The sequence below is a fragment of the Streptococcus sp. SS4 genome (genome assembly GCF_030440125.1).
GTDB lineage: Bacteria > Bacillota > Bacilli > Lactobacillales > Streptococcaceae > Streptococcus.
The window spans coordinates 26,437-44,645 of the sequence record NZ_JAQFJM010000009.1 but is presented as its reverse complement, the minus strand read 5'-3'; the positions used below and the strand labels follow the sequence as shown (position 1 = coordinate 44,645).

The 18,209-nt window shown below is 39.9% G+C and carries 18 protein-coding genes and 1 riboswitch; of the genes, 14 read left to right on the top strand and 4 right to left on the bottom strand.

The features are described 5' to 3' along the window. Window positions 1-35 precede the first annotated feature (35 nt). A riboswitch (purine riboswitch) is annotated at window positions 36-131 on the bottom strand. A 205-nt stretch (window positions 132-336) separates the two neighbouring features. The 14 genes from PCY16_RS08735 to PCY16_RS08670 all read left to right on the top strand — a co-directional run bounded on the left by PCY16_RS08735 (window position 337) and on the right by PCY16_RS08670 (window position 14,154). Further along, a complete protein-coding gene (locus PCY16_RS08735) occupies window positions 337-1,017 on the top strand; it encodes a response regulator transcription factor (protein WP_060971958.1) in 681 nt (226 codons plus the stop codon). Continuing rightward, window positions 1,010-1,981, top strand: coding sequence for a sensor histidine kinase (locus PCY16_RS08730; RefSeq protein WP_060972012.1), 972 nt, complete (start codon window positions 1,010-1,012; stop codon window positions 1,979-1,981). The genes PCY16_RS08735 and PCY16_RS08730 overlap by 8 nt, the downstream gene beginning before the upstream one ends. 144 nt (window positions 1,982-2,125) lie before the next feature. Then, window positions 2,126-2,884, top strand: coding sequence for an ABC transporter ATP-binding protein (locus tag PCY16_RS08725; protein ID WP_060971957.1), 759 nt, complete (start codon window positions 2,126-2,128; stop codon window positions 2,882-2,884). Window position 2,885: 1 nt separating this feature from the next. Beyond that, entirely contained in the window at window positions 2,886-4,886 is a 2,001-nt protein-coding gene (locus tag PCY16_RS08720) for an ABC transporter permease (RefSeq protein WP_060971956.1), read from the top strand. An 84-nt stretch (window positions 4,887-4,970) separates the two neighbouring features. Continuing rightward, window positions 4,971-5,465 carry a YkgJ family cysteine cluster protein gene (locus tag PCY16_RS08715; protein WP_004182309.1) on the top strand — a complete coding sequence of 165 codons (495 nt, stop codon included), beginning with the start codon at window positions 4,971-4,973 and terminating at the stop codon, window positions 5,463-5,465. A gap of 12 nt (window positions 5,466-5,477) precedes the next feature. Beyond that, complete coding sequence (locus tag PCY16_RS08710) at window positions 5,478-6,143, top strand: hypothetical protein (RefSeq protein WP_175061861.1); 666 nt, start codon at window positions 5,478-5,480, stop codon at window positions 6,141-6,143. A gap of 137 nt (window positions 6,144-6,280) precedes the next feature. Next, the gene (locus PCY16_RS08705) at window positions 6,281-6,958 is read left to right on the top strand and encodes a hypothetical protein (protein WP_175061860.1); all 678 of its coding nucleotides are present in this window, start codon (window positions 6,281-6,283) and stop codon (window positions 6,956-6,958) included. A gap of 70 nt (window positions 6,959-7,028) precedes the next feature. Continuing rightward, entirely contained in the window at window positions 7,029-7,910 is an 882-nt protein-coding gene (locus tag PCY16_RS08700; protein ID WP_080611937.1) for an ABC transporter ATP-binding protein, read from the top strand. Beyond that, window positions 7,907-8,644, top strand: a complete 738-nt coding sequence (locus PCY16_RS08695) for an ABC transporter permease (RefSeq protein WP_080611938.1) — start codon at window positions 7,907-7,909, stop codon at window positions 8,642-8,644. The genes PCY16_RS08700 and PCY16_RS08695 overlap by 4 nt, the downstream gene beginning before the upstream one ends. Window positions 8,645-8,654: 10 nt before the next feature. After that, the gene (locus PCY16_RS08690) at window positions 8,655-9,104 is read left to right on the top strand and encodes a cytidine deaminase (protein WP_080611939.1); all 450 of its coding nucleotides are present in this window, start codon (window positions 8,655-8,657) and stop codon (window positions 9,102-9,104) included. Between the two features lie 142 nt (window positions 9,105-9,246). Beyond that, window positions 9,247-10,182 (top strand): bile acid:sodium symporter family protein, encoded by a 936-nt coding sequence (locus tag PCY16_RS08685; protein WP_013990402.1) that lies wholly within the window; start codon window positions 9,247-9,249, stop codon window positions 10,180-10,182. Between the two features lie 347 nt (window positions 10,183-10,529). After that, on the top strand, window positions 10,530-12,299 hold the full coding sequence (locus PCY16_RS08680) for an Hsp70 family protein (RefSeq protein ID WP_195413929.1): 1,770 nt from the start codon (window positions 10,530-10,532) through the stop codon (window positions 12,297-12,299). Window positions 12,300-12,309: 10 nt separating this feature from the next. Further along, a complete protein-coding gene (locus PCY16_RS08675; protein ID WP_195413928.1) occupies window positions 12,310-13,665 on the top strand; it encodes a J domain-containing protein in 1,356 nt (451 codons plus the stop codon). A 3-nt stretch (window positions 13,666-13,668) separates the two neighbouring features. Beyond that, window positions 13,669-14,154 (top strand): hypothetical protein, encoded by a 486-nt coding sequence (locus PCY16_RS08670; RefSeq protein ID WP_195413927.1) that lies wholly within the window; start codon window positions 13,669-13,671, stop codon window positions 14,152-14,154. A gap of 90 nt (window positions 14,155-14,244) precedes the next feature. Here the strand turns inward: PCY16_RS08670 and PCY16_RS08665 are convergent, their stop codons facing one another. From PCY16_RS08665 to PCY16_RS08650, 4 genes are read right to left on the bottom strand one after another with little or no spacing between them, the layout of a single operon-like run. Further along, complete coding sequence (locus PCY16_RS08665) at window positions 14,245-15,528, bottom strand: glycosyltransferase (protein ID WP_195413926.1); 1,284 nt, start codon at window positions 15,526-15,528, stop codon at window positions 14,245-14,247. Continuing rightward, window positions 15,497-16,144 carry a hypothetical protein gene (locus PCY16_RS08660; protein ID WP_195413925.1) on the bottom strand — a complete coding sequence of 216 codons (648 nt, stop codon included), beginning with the start codon at window positions 16,142-16,144 and terminating at the stop codon, window positions 15,497-15,499. The genes PCY16_RS08665 and PCY16_RS08660 overlap by 32 nt, the downstream gene beginning before the upstream one ends. Continuing rightward, window positions 16,137-17,279 carry a glycosyltransferase family 2 protein gene (locus tag PCY16_RS08655; RefSeq protein WP_195413924.1) on the bottom strand — a complete coding sequence of 381 codons (1,143 nt, stop codon included), beginning with the start codon at window positions 17,277-17,279 and terminating at the stop codon, window positions 16,137-16,139. The genes PCY16_RS08660 and PCY16_RS08655 overlap by 8 nt, the downstream gene beginning before the upstream one ends. Continuing rightward, a complete protein-coding gene (locus PCY16_RS08650; protein WP_195413923.1) occupies window positions 17,276-18,055 on the bottom strand; it encodes an SDR family oxidoreductase in 780 nt (259 codons plus the stop codon). Before PCY16_RS08650 ends, PCY16_RS08655 begins: the two co-directional genes overlap by 4 nt. Window positions 18,056-18,209: the final 154 nt, after the last annotated feature.

Here is an 18,209-nt window from a genome sequence, read left to right as displayed (position 1 = left end):
CCTTTAAAATCACAAAAAGACGGTAAAATCTTTTGATGACTTTATGACTTACTTATTGTTAGGTGTTACGGCACCTTGTAGAAACGTCACGCCAATTCGTGACATAAATAAGTAATCTTCTCATTGTTCGATGAAGCTGTCGTTGGTTGATGATAAACCAACATCAACTCTATTATAATACTATATTTTCTTTGAAGACTCAAAGGATTTTTCCTATGAAAACGCACTATTTTAAAAGTTGGAAAATTCAATCTAACATTATTGTAAGATTTGCTGAGAATGGTCGTTTCTTATAGCATTTCTGTTATAATAGTGGGAAATGAAAGAGGTAGAGTTATGCATAAGATTTTATTAGTGGAGGACGACGAGGTTATCCGTCAACAAGTCAAAAAAATGCTAGAACAGTGGGGTTACGAAGTTGTTCTTGTTGAAGATTTCATGGAAGTATTATCTATTTTTGTAAAAGTAGAGCCCCACTTGGTTCTTATGGACATTGGTTTACCTCTATTTAATGGTTATCATTGGTGTCAGGAAATTCGTAAGGTCTCCAAGGTGCCTATTATGTTCTTGTCTTCCAGAGATCAGGCCATGGATATCGTTATGGCAATCAATATGGGTGGGGACGACTTTGTGACTAAACCCTTTGACCAAAATGTTCTCTTGGCAAAAATTCAAGGGCTTTTGCGCCGATCTTATGAGTTTGGAAAGGATCAGAGTCTTTTGGAATATATGGGTGTGATTCTGAATCTTAAGGCTATGGATCTGGTTTATCAGGGAGAAGTCGTTTCTTTGACCAAGAACGAGTTTCAGATTTTACAAGTTCTCTTCGACCATGCTGGAAATATCGTTAGTCGGGAAGACCTCATGAAGGAGCTTTGGAACAGTGACTTCTTTATTGATGATAATACCCTGTCTGTCAATGTGGCACGTTTACGTAAGAAGTTAGAGGCAGTTGGTTTGAAGGACTTTATTGGAACCAAGAAAGGTGTCGGTTACGGGTTGCGTCATGATGGATAAGCGTCAATTTGTCAAATATCAGATTAGGTCTCGTCTACCTTTCTATCTTTTGTTTATTTTTAATGGAATCATCTTGGTTTTGTTTGCCTTTTTATTTGAAGAGGCAGCAGACATTCTTCATTATGCCTTGACCATACTGACATTTGTGGCTGTCATCATAGTTATTTGGGACTTGGTTACCTCTTATCAGTCTTATAACTTAGCCTATCTCTATGAGAAAATGACACCATCAAGTCCTTTAGAGTTTTATCTAGCTCAGGCCTTGGAAAATGCTAAGGAGAGTCAAATGGTTCAGACTGAGGAGGAGCGCAAGCGCTATACAGATTTGATGGACTACTATACCCTTTGGGTGCATCAAATCAAGACGCCAATAGCAGCCAGTCAATTATTGTTAGGGGATGTTACAGATAGTAAAACGAGGGCTCTCTTGGAGCAAGAGGTATTCAAGATTGATTCTTACACCAATTTGGTTTTGCAGTATTTGCGTTTAGAGAATTTTCATGATGATTTGCAGTTGAGGCAGGTTACATTAGAACCCTTGGTTAAAGAAGTTGTTAGAAAACATAGTCTTTTCTTTATTCAAAAAGGATTGACTATTAATCTACATGACTTAGATGTTAAGGTCGTTTCAGATGAAAAATGGCTCTTGGTTATCATAGAGCAGGTCTTGTCAAATAGTTTGAAGTACACAAAAAGCGGTGGTATTGAAATTTACTTCAAAGATAACGGGCTTCATCTTAAAGATTCTGGGATTGGTATTAAAAATAGTGATATTCTACGGGTTTTTGAGCGTGGCTTTTCAGGTTACAATGGTCGACTGACTCAGCAGTCCTCTGGGTTAGGTCTCTATCTTTCTAAGAAAATTGCTGATCAGCTTGGACATGATATTAGTATTAGCTCCCAAGTAGGCCAAGGAACCACAGTCTCCATTCATTTTCAAAAGCAGAAGTTAGCTATTGATTAATAACTTACAAAAGTGTAAGAAATATGACCACAAATGAAAGCAAGGGTTATGGTTGAGACCTTGCTTTTTCTATAAAATGGTATCAGAAGTTAAGTAAGAGGTTCCTAAAATCTCTTCCAAATCTATTAAATAAAGGAGCTTATTATGGCGTTACTAGATGTTCAACATGTTAAAAAAATCTATAAAACACGTTTCAAAGGAAATCAGGTTGAAGCCCTTAAAGATATCCATTTTACAGTTGAAAAGGGTGACTATGTTGCAATCATGGGTGAATCCGGCTCAGGAAAATCGACCTTGCTCAACATCCTTGCCATGCTTGATAAACCAACAGCAGGGCGTGTCTATCTTAATGGTATGGACACAGCAACCATCAAAAATAAGGATGCTTCCAGTTTTCGTCGTGAAAAATTAGGGTTTGTTTTCCAAGATTTTAACCTTTTGGATACCCTATCTGTTAAAGATAATATCTTACTACCTTTGGTCCTTTCTCGACGCCCACTTAAGCAAATGATGACACAAGTAGAAGCTATCAGTCGTCAATTGGGAATTCATTCCTTGCTAGAGAAGTACCCTTATGAAATTTCAGGTGGACAAAAGCAAAGGGTTGCGGTTGCGCGTGCAATCATCACTAAACCAGAAATCCTCTTAGCAGACGAGCCAACAGGTGCCCTGGATTCCAAATCTTCAGCAGCTCTCTTGGATGTCTTTGATGCGATCAATGCCAGTGGTCAGACCATTCTTATGGTAACTCACTCGACAGCGGCTGCCAGTCGTGCACAGCGTGTTCTATTCATTAAGGATGGTATTCTATATAATCAAATCTTCAAAGGTGATAAGTCTGAACATCAAATGTTCCAAGAAATTTCCGATACACTTACAGTAATGGCAAGTGAGGTGAACTAATATGTTTCTTCTGACCAATAGACTGGCTTTGTCCAATCTCATAAAAAATCGTAAGCTTTATTATCCATATGCTTTAGCAACAATTCTGACTATTACCATTACCTATATTTTTACATCTTTAACGCTTAATCCACATCTGGATGACTTAACTGGGGCAGATTCTATCAAGGCGGTTTTGGGTATGGGACTTGGAATTGTCGCCCTATCTTCTGGAATTATTGTTCTTTATGCCAACAGCTTTGTCATGAAAAATCGTTCAAAGGAGCTTGGTCTCTATAGTGTGCTAGGCTTAGAGAAACGTCATCTCTTTAGTATGATTCTAAAAGAAACGGTGATTTTGGGTTTTGTGACTCTGCTTCTAGGTATTGGTGTTGGGGCACTATTCGATAAACTCATTTATGCTTTTCTTCAAAGGCTTATCGGTGAAAGTACTGGTTTGGTTTCGACCTTTCAAGTAATGACAATTCCTATTGTTCTTGTCATCTTTGCTTGTATTTTTAGTTTGTTGGTTTTGATAAATGGTTTCCGATTGCTACGGCTTAATCCTTTACAATTAACTAAAGATGGCCTTAAGGGTGAAAAAAAGGGACGTTTCCTAGTTATTCAAACCTTTTTGGGGCTTGGGGCTATGGGGTATGGTTACTACCTTGCTCTCTCTGTTAAGGATCCAGTAACGGCTATTATGAGTTTTTTCCTTGCTGTTTTACTGGTTATTCTAGGAACTTATCTTCTCTTCAATGCCGGGACAACAGTCGTTCTGCAACTCTTGAAAAAGAAGAAAAGCTACTATTACAAGCCTAATAATATGATTTCCATTTCCAACCTTGTCTTTCGGATGAAGAAAAATGCAGTTGGTCTGGCGACTATTGCTATCCTCTCAAGTATGGTTTTGGTGACGCTTGTAGGAGCTGCAAGTATCTATGCTGGAAAAAAAGACTATATAGCGAGTGTTGCTCCACATGATTACTCAGTTACAGGGACGAATGTAGATTTAACAAGCACAGAGAAGATTATGGATGATTTCTTAGCACAGTCGGGAAATCAGGTAAATGAAAAAGCAGAAGTAACTTACCTCTACTTTGGTATCAAAGAACAAGAAAAAAATAAGCTAACCATCTTTCCTGAGAATGAAAGAAAAGTTTTGCCAAAATCAATTTTTCTTGTCTTCTCACAAGCTACTTATAAACAATTGACAGGTAAAGACCTCAATTTGGCTTCAAACCAAGTTGGTTTATTTACTAAAAATAAAATATTAAAGGATCAAAAGAGTTTGTCTTTCAATGGTCAAACCTACCAGATTCAGGATGACATTAATGACTTTATTAAGGGTAAAGTACCCAATATCTTTACAATCATAGTTTCTGAGTATAACTATCTTGTTGTTCCTGATATGGATGATTTTAAAGAAAGTGTCAAAGGAACAGCAACCACTCAAGCTACCTATGTTGGTGTTAACGTCAAAGATCCTACACATGATGCCAAGAAAAATTCAGATTTGCTAGACCAAATGACAGATAAAGAAACACAACAGTTAGCTGGACAAACTACTGGTGTCTCTCAGTCTTACCTCACTGCTAATAGCCAATATGATACAGAAGGGATGCTAAATGGCTTTGTTGGTGGAACCTTATTTATTGGTATCTTTTTATCCATCATCTTTATGCTGGGCACAGTTCTTGTAATTTACTATAAACAGATTTCTGAAGGTTATGAGGATCGTGAGCGTTTTGTTATTCTTCAAAAGATTGGGTTGGACGACCTTCAAGTCAAGCAAACCATTCGTAAGCAAGTTCTTACGGTCTTCTTCCTCCCTTTGATTTTTGCCTTTATTCACTTGGCCTTTGCCTATCATATGCTCAGTTTGATTGTGCGTATTATTGGGGTTTTCAACCCAAGTCTTATGTTAGTGGTCACTATCATTGTTTGTGGGGTCTTCTTCCTAGCCTATGTCTTGGTTTTTGCCCTAACGTCTCGTTCCTATCGTCGAATCGTATCGATGTAATTGACATAGAGTCTAGTTCAAGCTAGGCTCTATTTCTTTTATGCTATAATAGATGACAGAATTATAAATTATCGGAGAAAACACATGTCACAGACTATTGATGTCAAACGTTACGAGGAATTGGCACGTCAAAAGCAGGGGGAGCACCGTAAATTTCTAGCACAGCTCAAGAAGAAAGCCCCTAAAAATTTAGATAAGATTGTTCAGCAGGTACACAATGAAGTCTTTCAGGAGATTGATTGTGTCCAGTGTGCCAATTGTTGTAAGACACTAGGCCCAGACTTCACAGAGCAGGACATTACTCGTATTGCCAAGCATTTTCGCATGAAGTTACCTGCATTCGAGGAGATGTACTTGCAAGTAGATGAGGATGGTGACAAGGTCTTCAAGTCTATGCCTTGTCCATTTTTGGGACCTGATAATCTCTGTGACATCTATGATGTCCGCCCCAAGGCTTGTGCAGCCTTTCCTCACACGGATCGTAAGAAAATCTATCAGATTAATCATCTGACTATCAAAAATACGCTTTTCTGTCCAGCAGCCTACCTTTTTGTGGAAAAACTCAAGGATAGGATTTAGAAAGGAACTGTTATGAAACGCTTTAATTCAGGTGTTATTACCTTACTTATCATTGCTGCCTATTTTATCGCAACAGCTTTTATTCCAGATTTGTATTTGGCCTTTAATTATAAATTGATTTTAGCCTTGCTTTTTGTGCTTTTGAGCTGGCAATCTAAGGGGAAATTTCTCTTTTTCTTGGGGATGGCTTTTCTATCGACCTATATCCATGACCTCTTTAGATTGGACTATTCAGAATGGACTCTCTTTGTAGGAATTCTTATCTTGGGAATTGCGGTGGACCGTTTGAGCAAGCCAAGTTATAAGAAGAACTTTTCTTACAAGGTGTCTAAAGAACATGAACGAGAGGTATTTGCTAAGACCTTATTTTCAGAGTCTGTTCAGGTGGTGACTTCACAAAATCTCGAAACTGTTTATGCCAATGCCGATTTTGGACGTTTGACCTTGGATTTGCGTCAGGCGCAGTTTATGACGGACCGACCTCAGATTGTTGTTCAGGCAAATTTTTCTCAGGTTATCATTCGAGTACCTAAGGATTGGCAAGTGGATACACACGGGCTTCATACAAGCCTAGCAGGAGTGAAAGGCTATGATAGTCTAGGAGAGCGAGAGTTATCAAGCACTACAGTTTCTCTAACAGGATCTGTATCCTTTGGACAGGTAACTATCAAACATTGAAAATAATGAAAGAGCAAAAGCTCTTTTTTTCTTGCAAATCCTTTTAATATAATATTGAATACGTTTACAAATAGTGCTATACTGATAGTGAAAATAATTGGAAAATTGCAATCATTTCTTTAGAAAGGAGTTTTCTTATGGAACGATTTAATCTTCGGTCCTTCTTGTTACTTTTACTAGCAGCTTGTTTTATCGCTAGTGCCTTTATTCCAGATTTTTGGATCATGGTCAACTATAATCTGGTCTTCTTCGTGGCTTTCTTTTGTTTTGGTATCTTGAATAGGCGACCTCTTCTTATTTTTCTTGGTTTGGCCTTCTTATCACCCTATGTTCATGACTTGTTAGACCTCGATTTTGCACAGTGGAATCTCTTTAGCGGTATCTTTCTAATAGGTTTGGCTTTAGAGTTGCTCTATGGCCGTAGTCAAAAGAAGAGTCTCACTAAAGACTATAAGGTCAATAAGAACGACCAAGAAGGACCACATATTTCTGTTAAGACATATATGGCTGAGGATAGGTATCGCATCTATTCTCAAGAAGTCGAAACGGTTGATATGAATATGGCTTTCGGTGAGCTGTGGCTGGATTTGAGTCAAGCTAGCTTTGCATCAAGTAAGGTAGCAGTTCATCTTGATGCTAAGTTTGGTGAAGTTCATATTCGACTTCCTCATGGTTGTGTCATGGACACCACTGGAATCTCACATCCCCTATCATCTGTAAAGGTGGATCGTTTTGAATCTGATTTAGAGCAAGTTGAAACGAGACTTCATCTGAGCGGAAGTCTCTTCTGTACGGAGTTGGAAGTGGAGTATTAAGGGAGTCCAATGATATCAGCTCTATTGTCAATTAGCATGGTTCCTATACAAAAGAAAGGAAATCACAGGTATGAGTGAAACGGTTATTCAAGTCACATCCCTTGGAAAACGCATCAAGGGAAAGACCATTTTAGAGAATATTAGTTTTGAGATAAATCAGGGGGATTGTGTCGCCTTGATTGGAGCTAATGGGGCAGGTAAGACTGTCTTGATGTCCTGTATTCTTGGTGATAAAAAACCGAGCAGTGGTCAGGTCCTTATTGATGGTAAGGCAGGTAAGGCCAAAAATAAAATTGCGGTTCTCCTTCAGGAAAATACCATTCCAAATAGTTTGAAAGTCAGTGAGTTGATTGCCTTCTTCCAATCTATTTCTGATAATCCCTTGACCAATCAAGAGGTTCAGGAACTCCTGCAATTTAAGGAAGACCAGTACCAGCAGTTTGCGGACAAACTCTCAGGTGGGCAAAAACGTCTTTTGGCTTTTGTCCTTTGTTTGATTGATAAACCTAAAATCCTCTTTTTGGATGAACCGACAGCGGGTATGGATACCTCTACTCGTCAGCGTTTCTGGGAGATTGTCAATGATTTGAAAAAAGCTGGAACAACTATCCTCTATTCCTCTCACTATATCGAAGAAGTGGAACACACAGCTGACCGTATCTTAGTCCTCCATCAAGGGAAACTTATCAGAGATACCACGCCATACGCTATGCGACACGAAGAGAAAGAGAAGCAGGTTACTCTGCCAAGTAGCTTTGTTAGCATTGTTCACGGACTGCCAGACATCTATGAGATTACTGAGAAGAGAGATGTCATTAGCTTCATGACCAAAGATATCGATAAGGTATGGCAAAGTCTTGAAGGTTCGGGTTGTGGAATCTCTGATATTGAAATTCAAAATAAAACACTCTTGGATAGCCTATTTGATTCAACAAGGGAGGACAAGGCATGAAAGCATTACTAAAAATTGAATGGATTAAAACGTGGCGAAGTTGGCCAGTCTTTATCATGGGAATCGGGATACCTGTCGGATTTTTCCTCCTTTTTTCTAGTATCTTCTCAGCACCTACTCCAGAAGCTCAAAAAGAGTTTTTGCTGTCTTATATGCTGACCATGACTGGCTTCTCCATGTCTAGTTTTGGTTTGTTTACCTTTCCCTATATGTTGCAAGAGGACCGAATTGAACACTGGTTGACCTATATCGAGCACTCAAAGGTTAGTATTGCAGCTTATTATCTTTCTAAAATCTTTCGTGTGCTTCTAAACTTTATGGTTGCCATCATTGTGACCTTTTGTGTAGGTGCCTTTTTCCGAGATGTAGAGATGCCATTCTTTAGATGGGTAGGGTCAGGTGCTCTCTTACTTTTGTCCGGTCTGCTCTTTCTAGCTTTTGGTTTACTTATCGCTCAGATTAAATCTCAACAATTCATGTCTCTTGTGGCAAATATTATTTACCTTGTCTTGCCTATAGTGAGTGGTTCATGGGTTCCTATTTCCATGTTCCCTAAGTGGGTTCAGAGCATCTCTGAGTGGACACCTGTCTATCATGTCAATGAATTGGTCGTTAATTTTGCAAAGGATGGGACATTTTCATGGAAATCACTTTTGTTTATTTTGGCTTATACTGTAGTAGCAACAGGGCTTGCACTCTTTATCAAGTCGCATAGAGAAAGTGATCGAGGTTAAAAGAGAAATAATGGATATTTGGCAGAAGATGTATGAAAAGGCAAAAGCTTTGTATCAGCTACAGGAAGTCTCAGACTTTGTCTATGCTAGGCACGTTGTGGCTGCCGTTGAGGCTGAAGATGGGCAAATTTTCACAGGCTTTTGTATGGAAGGGACGTGTGGTGTTTTCCATCTATGTGCCGAAAGGGCTGCCCTTTTCAATATGTATCAAGAAACTGGTCAGACTAAGGTCAAGCGTATTATCACCTTTCGTGACCAGCCACCTCATGGTGGACCATCTGGCATGCCTTGTGGAGCTTGTCGAGAATTTTTAATGGAACTCCATCCCGACAATCGTCATTTAGAGTTTATGGTTGACTACGAAACACGTCAAACCATCACTTTGGGAGAATTGTTACCACTGTGGTGGGGAGAAGAACGGGCTCAACAGTTTGAAGAAAAGTCGCAAGACAAGGCTTAACGTTTATATAAATCACAAAATCCTCACATCTTAAGTGTGAGGGTTTATTTTTTGAAATTAATTTCAGAAAATTCGAAATTTACCTTGTAATCCAAAATGAAAGTGCTATACTATTCTGTGAAAATAGAAAGAAGGTTTCATTATGGAGTCACTTGTATCTTTTAGTAAATGGCTCAGCAAATGGTTTACTGTAGCTGTTATCCTCTGGGCTGCCTTTAACTATGCCCTTCCCGCAACTAGTAGTTGGGTCATTCCCAATACGGCTTATCTACTTGGTTTGATTCTCTTTGGTATGGGACTTACCTTAACTACTGAAGATTTTAAACGTATTGCTAAGCGTCCAATTCCAGTTGTCCTTGGGACTGTTGCCCACTATGTCATCATGCCTGGTTTGGCTTGGTTACTTTGTATGATTTTCCATCTTAAGGGTGCGACAGCAGCAGGGGTTATCCTTGTTGGGTCTTGTCCAAGTGGGACTTCATCTAGTGTCATGGCCTTCCTTTCAGGTGGGGATGTTGCCTTGGATGTCTCTATTGAAACCCTCTCAACTCTCTTGGCACCACTCATGATTCCAACCCTCTTGTCATTCTTGGCTGGTCAGTACGTGAGTGTCCCTGCTCAAAGCCTCTTCCTTAGTACCTTGCGTATCGTGGTTGTCCCTATCATCTTGGGTGTGCTTGTTCACTCAATCTTTGGTAAGAAAATCGATGCCATCATCAAGATTATGCCCTTGATTTCACAAGCTGCCATCCTCTTGATCGTTGGAGCAGTTGTTTCTGCCAACCATGCTAATATTTTCACAGCAGCGACAGCCCTTGTCATTCCAGTCGTTATGCTCCATAACCTTTGTGGTTATGCCCTTGGTTTTGGATTTTCAAAAATCCTTGGTTTGGAAGAACCACAACAAAAAGCCATTACCTTCGAAGTGGGGATGCAAGACTCAAGTCTTGGAGCAACCCTTGCCATGAAATATTTCGTACCACAAGCTGCGATTCCATCGACTATCTTTAGTATTTGGCACAATATCTCAGGTTCCATCCTCTCATCATGGTGGAAGAACCATTCAAAAAATAATTAATAATATAATGAAAAGCTGACCTTGGGTTGGCTTTTATTTTTTAATAAAGAATCTTTTTCGAGACTGTCCTTAGGTGATGATGGACGTCAGCGAACGTCAAGGAAGTTCCATACCTAAGCTTAGAGCATAAGGTCTCGATATTTCTGAACCTCTGAAGTTTAAGTTCTTAGGGGGGATCATAGCGGAAAGTCTCAGTTAAACTTACTTTGTTCTCAAAAAGAATGTGATGTCATTATATGCAGGCCTTCTTAATTCATGGTTCATTTGAAATAGTTTATTTAATTCTTGCAAAAGGACATTTTTGACTATGTTATAATGGAAGGACAAAAGCAGTTTAGGAGAATGTTATGGCAACAATTGGTATTGATTTGGGAACGACGAATAGTCTAGCGGTTACCTATCGTGAAGGTGAGGTTGAGCTGATTCCAAATGGTTTTGGCGACTATTTGACGCCTAGCGTGGTCCATGTGTCGGATGATGTTTTGACGGTTGGAAAAATTGCGAAGGAACGCTTAGTGACTGACCCTGAGAATACGGCCCAACTCTTTAAGCGTTCAATGGGAACCAATGAAATATTTTACCTTGATGGGGAAGCTTTTTCGGCAACGGATTTGTCAACTTTGGTGGTTAAACAATTAGTAGCAGATGCGGAGAGTTACTTAGGTGAAAAGGTAGATGAGATACTTATTAGTGTGCCGGCTTATTTTAATGAAAAGCAACGCTCTGCGACCAAGGCTATCGGACAACGATTGGGGATTAAAGTGGAACGTTTGATTAACGAGCCTTCTGCGGCAGCTATTGCTTGTCATAAGATTGGTAAGGACGAGTCTTTCATCGTCTTTGACTTTGGAGGAGGGACACTTGATGTCTCTGTGGTTGATTGCTTTGATAATGTGATTTCAATTGTTTCCATTGCAGGGGATAACTTCTTGGGAGGTAGTGACTTTGATAAGGCTATTGCTGAAGATTTTTGTCAGTCGCAAGGAATTGATTTGGAAAAGTTAGATACGAAGCAAAAATCTAGTCTCCTCTTGTCCGCAGAACGTTGCAAACTCAAGCTACAAAAAGAAAAAGTGGCTGCAGTCTCCTTGACCTACGATGACCAATATTACATGAAACAATACACTCAAGCTGAGCTTAAGTCCATTATCCAACCTGTTCTTGATCGTGTTAAGAAAGTCATTGGTAGGGCAGTGAGTGATAGTGGCTACAGGGCTCATGAGTTGGATGCTTTTATCTTGGTCGGTGGGTCTAGCATGATGCCTTTGGTTCAATCTTATATCACGAATCTGCTCAATCTTCCTATTAAGCGTCTGAAGGATATGGATGAGTTGGTTGCGCGTGGTTTGGGGACTTACTTGGCGGTCAAAGAGCGTCAGGAGAAGGTCAAAGATTTGGTGATTACAGATATTTGTCCTTTCTCATTGGGAATCAGTGCCTATGACTCTGACTTTGATAAAAATATCTTTTCAAAGGTCATTAATAAGCTGTCTGTCCTTCCGACCTCTGCAAGTAAATATTATTATGCCAGTCGGGGACAGAAACAGTGTCGCTTTATGATTTATCAGGGAGAATCACTCGACCCTGAGGCAAATCTCTTTTTGGATGAGTTTATTATCGATGTTCCTGGAACTGCGACTAAGACAGAATTTTTTGAGACCACCTTTACTTACGATATTAATTCCATGCTCTATATAGAGGTTAAACTGGGGTCAACAGGCGAGACTAAAACGTATCGTATCGGTAGTCAAAGTAAAATCGAAGAAGTCGATAAGAGTGAGCATCTGGAAAATATTAAGCTTGTCTCTGATCAATTGTCCTTTGAGGCCGATTTTAAAACGCAGTCTGAGCGGGCCTATCGTTTAGTCATGGAAATGCCTTATAAGATGCAATTACATTTTTTGTGGCAAATGGAAGATTTTGAAAAAGGCTATCAGTTGGCTATTAACAATATCAAGAAGCGAAAAGAAATCGTGAAACGCTACCAAGCTTATCTTGATAGCATTGAAAATATCTTGTCACTAGATGATTTGGATATTTTCCGTCAAGAAGAAGCTGACCATGAGGAGACTGGTGAACCCTTTGATAGGTCTGATGACCCTAATTTCTGGAGATAGGAGGTGACGCATGAATTTTTGGTCGATTTTGAGCATTCAACCAACCAATAATCTTAAGGACATCAAGAGAGCCTACGCCAAACAAAGTAAGGTTTATCACCCTGAGGATGACCCTGAAAATTTCCAACGCCTGCAAAAGGCTTATCAAGAGGCCCTTGCCTGGCAAAAATCGCATTCTGAAAATGAGGATATGGATGCCGTCATAGGCCATAAACAGGCTGATGGCAGTGTGGCTGGTCTGGTATCTGCCTCTCAGCTAGAAGCTTCCTTTAAACAAGCTGCAGATTCTAGCAAGTCTAGTCAAAATCAAGATAGTATTGAAGAACTTGAGCTTACGGCTTCTGCGACTGAAGAAGTCGAAGACAAGCAAGTGACAGAACATGTGTTTCAGCAGGTGATCTCTGAGGAAGAACAGGAACAGTTGGATGAGTTAGCCTTATCTGATATTCATGAAACGTTCAATCAGAGTGAGCCTTATTCAAGGACTAGCGAGGACTCTGTTTTTAGAGAAGATTTAGCTATTAAGGATCAGGATAGTTTTCTTCAAGTTGTTGAGGAGTATTTTCTATGCAATCCTCTGACTATTTCTAAACTCAAAGGTTATATCAATCAGTGCTCTGATTCGGGCTGGTTGGGTGATCAGGATTTTGCCTACCGTTTGACTAAGACTATAGGAGCTATACTCGAAAGAGGCGGTCTGAAATATGAGACCTTGGAAGGGCTTGAAACGTTAGCCAAGGAGCTTGACTTCGCACTGTTGGAAGCCTACCTTTGTGACCTCTTGGATAAAAAATACAAGCAAGATGTTTGGCAGGGACGTCCGATACGTCAAGTGACGGAAGTGACCGAGCCCACCCGAACAGGGCAAAAGATTATTGTCGTCTATTTTCTCATTATGGTATGTGGTATCTTTTTCCTCGCCAATGGCTTTTTCACCCGAGAAATGCTGAAATCGCAACCCAAGAAGATACAAGTCATTACAGGGCTTACAGGAAATGAACTGGTCTCACAGGGGACGGTGGATAAAGCAGCATCTGCTATTTCTGATTTAGCTAAAAAGTCAGACAAGCCCATTTCTGACACTAAAAAGGTGGTCTACGGCCAGGCCAGTTCAACCTTTGTGATTGAGGATAGCTCGACAGGACAGCATCAAGAACTACCAGGCGTGACAGAGGTTTATGTTTTGCCAGTTTATGAAAATGGTCAAGAAGACAAAGGGCTTGCTACAAGCAATGACGGTAGCAATTGGGAACTTAGAGATAGTGACGGCCAAGTCCGTGGTCCAATTACTTTATCAGTTGCCATGTCATCAGATGTTGCTATCAAGAGTGAAAATGGAAGCTACACTACGGTAGAGAAGGAGTAGGACATGAAAGATTTTATTTTAAGAAATAGTGAAAGAGTCTTCGCTCTCCTCCTTACAGGTATTTTCCTAGCTCTCTTGTATTTTGGAAATCAGAAAGGCTTGCATCTCTGGTTTGAAAGTGGGCTTGAGAGTGGTAGTCTTAGCTTGGTGATGGGAATATTTATCTTTTTCACCCTAGCTCTTTCTGCTGGTATTTGGATAGTAACGGATAGGTTTCTCCTCTTTGTCTTAACCAAGATGGGCTATTATAACGAAGATTGGACTAAGGTTGTTGGCGTCATTATTGGAAAGAGAATTGCCAAAGCACCAAGAACAAGGGCTAATCATTTCCTAGTGGTTAAAGTTGGTGACACTAAACGTAACTTTTTCGTCAGCCAGTCTAACTTTAATATTCTTGAAAAAGGTGATAGCCTTTGGCTACGGAAAGTCAGAGTGCATTATAAAGGACGTGTCGTCCGCACTTTTTACGAACTCGCTGATCGATATTAGACAGTAAGAAGCTGACCTTGGGTTGGCTTTTTATATTGACTAAAATTTACAAAAAAACTTAGGAGAGGACCTAAGTTTTTGTTAATAAGATTATTTATCTATGTTTAAGAGTCTTTCAATCTCTTGATAAAGTATTTCTGTAGGTTGATAGGCTTTGCTTATCTGAGTTAGAGAGTGTAATTTAGGCCAATCTTTTTGAGAAATTAATGCTTGGAATAAATCTAAGACTTCAGAATCTGTCTTTTTTCGAGAGACAAGTCCTACCTGGGCTAACTCAGCTCGTAAGGCGTTGTCAAACTGATCAAAATCTTGAGGAAGAATAAGGCTAGGAATGCCTTGTTCGATACATCCCATTAGAATACCGGAACCAGCGTGATGTATCACAAAGTCCATTTTATCTAGAATGTCTGTGTAGGGCAGATAATCAAAAAGTAAAAGATTGTTATTTAGATGATGTGGCGGATTTTGCAAACCACTTGGGTTACCTAGTGTGACATAAAAATGATAGTCAGGATATTCTTGACTTAGCATTTTGGCCAATTTCACCATTCTTTCTTTTTCCCATTTTAAATGGGTACCACAAGTCACTAACACGCGTTTTTGAGAGGTCGTGAAATACTGTTCTTGTTCCTTGGGTAGTTTGTCAAAAGAAAGGCAGCGATAACCAACCCACTTAAGATGGGATGGAAAATCATCTCTAAACTCCAACTCTTTTATTCCCAGAGCCAGAATTGAATAAGGAGAATAGATGGTTTCTGTACCATCCTCTCTATAAAGTTTGAAATCTTGTAAATTTTTAAGATTTCTTTTAACAAGTGCAAAGCCAATTCTTTTTGCCATGCGAATAATCTGTCTACCCAGTGCATCTCTACATTTGTAGAGGATTCCCTGATGGGGTTTCCAACCTCCTAAATAAGCAGGAGTAGTTGTGCGACTCTCAATAGCTACTGGACTTGGGAGGGTCGTAATCCAGGGAATTCCCAAACGGTCTGCTAAAATACCAGCAGGAGCTGCAATGAAATCTGCAATAATCAAATCTGGTTTTCCATCGGACTCCCAAATTCGCTTGATTTCGTCTATAACTTCTGGAATTAGTTTGCTATTTGCGATTAATTGTTGGTACATAATATGTGGTTTTGCTTGCTTTGAGGTATTGGCGATATCTTCCATCACTGTCGGACGATCTGGAAATAAGGCAACACAGTCAAAGCCAATTTTTTCAACTAATTTCTTCTTTTGATAACCTGTAATGACACGTATTTGAAAACGAGGGTCTTCTAACAAGGGTTTCACCAGTGTCAAGGTCGGAAATAAATGACCACTAAATGGAACGCTTATCACATCAATTTTTATCACTTTTTCTAATCCAGTCATAGATGATTCCTTTCACATCTTCTCTGTATTCATAGTTATAATGATCCGTATCCACTTGAATATCCGCTGAATGGCGATCCAGAATACGTGAATAAGGATCTTTCTTTCCTTTGATGACCAGTAGCTCTAGTTTTTTGTTGTTTAAGAGTTTTTGGGAGACAGGACCAAGTGCGATTATGCGAAATCTTGGAAGGGATATCTCATTACCCAAATTATTCAACCATTGGGTCAGCATATTGACACCTGAACTCTTACAAACAAGAACTACTTCCTGAGCTTCCAACAAGGGAGACAAGTGCTCCTGTAACAACTTTTGGAAACGAAGGTTCAAAATCGTATGCCAATAGTAGATGATATTGGATGCAGAAGCTGACAAGAGGGATACTTGTGGAGACTTTATATGTTCAAAATCTTGATTGAAGGGAAAATTACTGGCTACCACTGAATAGCCAGATGGACAAATTGCATGGAGGAGGTCTAGTTGCCCAGCTGTCAGCCCGGCACAAGTAATATCACTGCTCCCACTAAGAAAGAGAACCAAGCGATCAGAGTCTAGCATGGTCTGATCAGGAGACAAAGCAGACAAACGGTCTAGATAGGACTTCATCTTACTCATAACGAATCTTTCCATCCGTCACTCGAATCTTCCGCCCCCGCCAATTAATCACAGGAGGTGTCATTAGAACATAGACAAACAGCCAAGGAAGCAGGAGATCATTCAGCACTTCGTAGGTGACTTCATCTAAGTGTAAGCGATTGGTTAGAATGCTTTGTCGATAGAGGAGCATCCAAACTGCCTTGAATACCAGTAAGCTTAAGGCTATAAGAAGATAAGGCCAACCTAAAATAAGACTTAAGATCAAACCTGGAAGAGGTAGAAAACTCGGTAAACCTATGAGGCAAAAGACCTTCCAGTCTAGGTGTTCTTTGAGATAGATAGAGCTAAAGAGAAGCCACCGCTTCATCTGGAGCAGGTATTGCTTAGCGTTTTTTATAGTGGTTCGAACATTACAGGTAACCCGCGTTTGGATAATGGATACTCCTTTACTCCTTAAAAAATCGGCCACAGCTAAATCATCACATAGATAGTCCTTAATCGCTGTGAAGAGCCCCTGATCTTTTGCAAGTTCTACCGGTAGGATATAAAACATCCCGTTGATGGAGTGATTTGCCTCAACTTCTGCCATGGTAAAATAGGTAATAAAAGAATTGCCATTAACGAATGCTGCAACCAGCTTGGACCAGAAATTACTTCTTTCTTGGTTATAGGGAATACCTGTCAGAATGACCTCTTGACCTAGATAGGTAGTCAGCTCACCCATTTTAGAAAAATCAATCACACTATCATCGTCCAAAACAATCAGATAAGGCCGGGTCAGCTCCTCTACAACCTGCTCAATCTTGTAGCTCTTGGGATTAATCCCCTGAGGGACGTCTTCAATGAGAAAGATTCGAATGCGTTGGGCAAAGGAAGCATCTTGGCAAATCTGATCTGCTACTCGCTGGGCTTCTGTATCAGACTGGTCGATCAACCAGTAGAACTCCACTGATTCTGTTTGCTGGAGATTAGCCCGCAAATCATTCGCTAAACGAGGATCCCCAGAGAGGATGGGTTGGACCACTGTAAAAAGCTCTTCTGGGAAGTCCGCAATATGAGAATGGCCTTTTTTATAATAAATGAAGGACAGCAACCAACGGATGAGAAATAAGAGAAGATAAGCAACGCCTAAAAATATAAATATAAATTTCATCTATTAATAAGTCCCTTTCGTAAATACCTTGCAAGGAGACGAATAATCCATCTTTGGGGAAGCAGACGACCTAGCAAAACTAGCAAACGATAGCGAAGGCCGATAACAGCATAGGAAGTACCCCTTTCTATGAATCGAATCAACTGCTGAGCGACTTTCTCAGGCTTCATCTGCAAGCGACTGCCTCCCAATGCTTCTACTAGTTTAGGAGGAAAAATACCTGTTTGGACTGGTCCAAGAAGGTAAAGTGCAATTCGGACCTGAGAATCTGCTTTTTTTAGTTCCTCATGGAGGGCTAGAACGTAAGTTTGCAGAGCAGCCTTACTGGCACTGTATGCGGCCAAATAGGGATGGGGAAAAAGAGCTGCCAGTGAAGAAAGTTGGACTAGCTGGATTTTCCGATTTTTCTGCACTAGCAATTTCATTAGCTGGACTGGAGCATGGTAGTTTACCTGCCAGAGCTCTTGTTCCTTTTCTGTGGCTAGATGGTTACCTTGGGAAAAATAAGCTAACCCTGCACAATTGACGAGAAGATCTGCATCTAGGTTATCTACAAAAGCTTCTAAAGCCATTTGATCTAGCATATCTAATGTTAGGATTGACAGTTGCGCCTTGCTTCCAGCTAATTCTTTTTGCAGTTGGACTAATTTGTCTGGATTTCGGCCTACTAGAACCAGAAAATCAAGATGTTTTGCCAGTTCAGTTGCTAGGTGACGTCCAATTCCTCCTGTAGCTCCCAAAATAATTGCCTTACTAAATGAGTCTGTTGTTTGCATAACTCTAGTTTATCAGATTTTACTGAGACAGAAAACTACCTCTTAATTCCTTTGGAAAGAATATTTGTTATGATGGAGGTAAGTTAGGGGATTCTTGCTAAAAAATATTGAAAAGTTCTATGTTAAAGTATTTGTGGCAAGCTTTGATTGATTA